This window comes from Acidimicrobiia bacterium (genome assembly GCA_016650365.1).
In the GTDB taxonomy this organism is placed as follows: Bacteria; Actinomycetota; Acidimicrobiia; order Spongiisociales; family JAENVV01; genus JAENVV01.
In genome coordinates this window covers 1-3,699 of record JAENVV010000270.1, presented here as the reverse complement: position 1 = coordinate 3,699, position 3,699 = coordinate 1, and the positions used below count along the sequence as shown (strand labels likewise).

The following is a 3,699-nucleotide window of genomic DNA, read 5'->3' as shown; positions in this document are numbered from 1 at the left end:
TTGCTTAATCCAATTCGCATGCACACTCGATCAAGAGGGGTAGACGGCAGGTCGCGAAAAGTTTTCTGGTGCTCAGTTTTCGCGACCCGCAGGTGACGTCGTATCTTGACTTTCAATTGGCGGTCGGGCTCCAGGGGGCTGGACTTAAGTTTGGCCGTCCACTTCCCCAAATTGGCACTATGTCGACCCCGTGTTGGCCTCCCTAATGGTGCCCGCCACGTCGGTTCGTGGCACCCGTAAGGGGTCCGCGAACTGGCGTGGCACCACATCTTGTGGGGTCGCGACCACCACATCTTGTGGTCGTTGACAACTGACAACTCTGTAATTACAGTGCCGTAACGCACCCAACATACAGTGGTCTACTTCCCCTTGAACCACTACATGTAGTGGTTGTTGGTACTTACGCCTCGCTGGCGGCCTAGATGAAGAATGAGGCAGCCGCGGGGCGGCTTGGTCTCCAGGGCAACCTGGGTCCGGGTCCAGGCGAGTGACGTTTTGAGGGAAGGTAACCAAAGAAATGGCAGAAGGATTGCGGTTCACCCGTCGGTTCACGGAAGCAGGCTCCGACGGAAGGTCGGCGGCTTACGACGGTATCGAATGGAGCTTGCGAGATTCCAAGATCACCAACCCTGATGGTTCGGTGGTATTCGAAATGGCCGGGGCCGAGATCCCTGCCGACTGGTCCCAGGTGGCCGGCGACATCATGGTGTCAAAGTATTTCCGCAAGGCCGGTGTCCCCCAACGCGACGAGAACGGCGACCTCATCCTCGATAGCGACGGCGCGCCGGTTCTCGGTTCGGAAACGTCGGCTCGCCAGGTGTTCGATCGTCTCGCCGAGACGTGGCGCTGGTGGGGTCAGAAGGAAGGCTATTTCGCCTCCTCCGACGATGCCCGGGTTTTCGAGGATGAACTGAAATTCATGTTGGCAGCGCAGATGGCCGCCCCGAACTCGCCACAGTGGTTCAACACCGGCCTGGCCCATAAGTACGGGATCACCGGCACGCCCCAGGGCTTCTGGTACATCGACCCTGACACCAGAGAACTCACTCCCTCCCCCGACTCCTACTCGCGTCCCGCCCCCCACGCCTGTTTCATTCAGGCCGTCGACGACGACCTGGTCAACGAAGGCGGCATCATGGACCTCTGGGTCCGCGAAGCTCGCCTCTTCAAGATGGGTTCGGGTACCGGCACCAACTTCTCGAACATTCGCGCCAGTGGCGAACCGCTGTCGGGAGGTGGCAAAAGCTCCGGCCTCATGTCCTTCCTCAAGGTTGGCGACCGTGCCGCCGGGGCCATCAAATCGGGTGGCACGACCCGTCGGGCGGCCAAGATGGTCATCCTCGACATCGACCATCCCGACATCGAAGAGTTCATTGCGTGGAAGAAGCTCGAAGAAGACAAAGCCCGCGTGCTCATCCAGCACGGTGGCTTGCCGGCGGATTTCAACGGCGAGGCCTACCTCACCGTTTCGGGGCAGAACTCGAACAACTCGGTGCGAGTCACCGAAGACTTCCTGCGAGCCGTCGAAAACGACGAGGACTGGAACCTGACAAACCGGACCGGCGGGATTCGCAAGACCCTCAAGGCTCGTGACTTGTGGCGCCAAATCGCTGACGCCGCCTGGGCGTGTGCCGATCCCGGCATGCAATATCACACAACGGTCAACCAGTGGCACACTTCACCGGCCGGTGGCGAGATTCGCGGATCGAACCCCTGCTCGGAATACATGTTCCTCGACGACACGGCTTGCAACCTTGCATCGATGAACCTCGTGAAATTCTATGACGACGATACCGGCGATTTCGATCTCGATGGATACCGGCACGCCATTCGCATCTGGACCGTCGTGCTGGAGATCTCGGTGGCGATGGCCCACTTCCCATCGGCTTCCATCGCCCAGGGTTCGTTCGACTACCGCACGCTCGGGCTTGGCTACGCCAACCTGGGTTCCCTGCTGATGCGGATGGGTATCCCCTACGACTCCGACAAGGGTCGGGCCATTGCCGGAGCACTGACGGCCATCATGACTGGCATGTCCTATGCCACCTCGGCTGAAGTTGCGTCCACCCCGATCGGTCCGTTCCCTCGCTTTGCGGAAAACCGCGACAACATGCTGCGAGTCATGCGCAACCATCGTCGAGCCGCTTACGGCAGGTCCGACTACGAGGGCGTCACTCATTACGTGATGCCGATCGACCCCGATCAGGCTCCTGCCAACATGCTCGAAGCAGCCCGCTCGGCCTGGGATCTTGCAGTGGACCGTGGCGAGCGGTTCGGCTATCGCAACGCCCAGGCCACCGTGTTGGCTCCGACCGGCACCATCGGCCTGCTGATGGACTGTGACACGACCGGAGTCGAACCCGACTTTGCGCTGGTGAAGTTCAAGAAGTTGGCCGGGGGTGGTTACTTCAAGATCGCCAACCAGTCGATCGCTCCGGCGCTGCGCAACCTCGACTATTCCGAGGGTGACATCTCGCGCATCGTGAATCATGTGGTCGGAACGATGTCACTTGAGGGCGCCCCGGCCATCAACCGGGAGACGTTGACTGCCAAGGGTCTGACTTCTGGAGAGATCGACAGAATCGAATCCGCCCTGCCAGGGGTGTTCGAACTGAAGCATGCCTTCAACGTGTTCGTCGTCGGCGAAGACGCCATGCACAGCCTCGGGTTCACCCAGGAGCAGTACACGGCTTGGGACTTCGACATGCTCCAGTCGCTCGGCTTCACGAAGGCCGAGATCATCGCGGCCGGCGATTACATCTGCGGTCGCCAGACCATCGAAGGTGCCCCGGGTTTGGCTCCCGAGCACCTGGCCGTGTTCGATTGTGCGAACCGCAATGGCAAGTACGGCGAGCGGTTCATCCATCACACCGGTCACATCAAGATGATGGCTGCTGCCCAGCCGTTCATTTCGGGTGCCATCTCCAAGACCATCAACATGCCAAACGAGGTGACGGTCGAAGAGGTTGAAGATGCCTATTGGATGTCCTACCAGTTGGGGGTCAAGGCCATGGCCTTGTACAGGGACGGTTCAAAGGCATCACAGCCTCTTTCATCATCCTCTGATGACGGCGCTGATGATGATGTCTCCGACGACATCATCGATGCGCTCGAAAAGGAGGCCGGGATTGCCTGGGGCAAAATCCCGGCCGGCATGTCACCAACGGCTGCGTACGCCGCCGGCATGCGTCCGCCTCGCTTCTTGTTGCCATCCCGTCGGGCCGGCTTCAACCAGGAAGCGCGGATCGGTGGCCACAAGGTGTTCATGCGGACCGGCGAGTACGACGACGGCACCCTTGGTGAGATCTTCATCGACCTCGCCAAGGAAGGCGCCACGCTCAAGGGCATCTTGTCTTGCTTCGCCATTGCGGTGAGCAAGGGCTTGCAGTACGGCGTGCCACTCGAGGAGTTCGTCAACACGTTCACGTTCCAGACGTTCGAACCTCGGGGCATGGTCGAAGGTCACCCGAACATCAAAATGTCGAACTCGATCGTCGACTACGTGTTCCGGGCCCTCGGTGTCGAATACTTGCAGCGTGACGACCTTGCTCAGATCCCACCGGATCGTGAACTCGGCGACCTGCCAGAGCCGCCAACCGGTATGGCCGTCGACGCCGGAGTCCAGTTGGACCTATCCGACGCCGCCGCCGAACGTGATGTGGATGCCGTACAGTCAGCTGCCGCCTTCGCCGACTCGGA

1 protein-coding gene is annotated in these 3,699 nt (G+C 60.3%); it reads left to right on the top strand.

The window, feature by feature from the left end; translation table 11 throughout:
- Positions 1 to 517: 517 nt before the first annotated feature.
- Positions 518 to 3,699: adenosylcobalamin-dependent ribonucleoside-diphosphate reductase (locus tag JJE47_15385; GenBank protein MBK5268803.1), on the top strand; the 3,182-nt coding region annotated here is incomplete at its 3' end.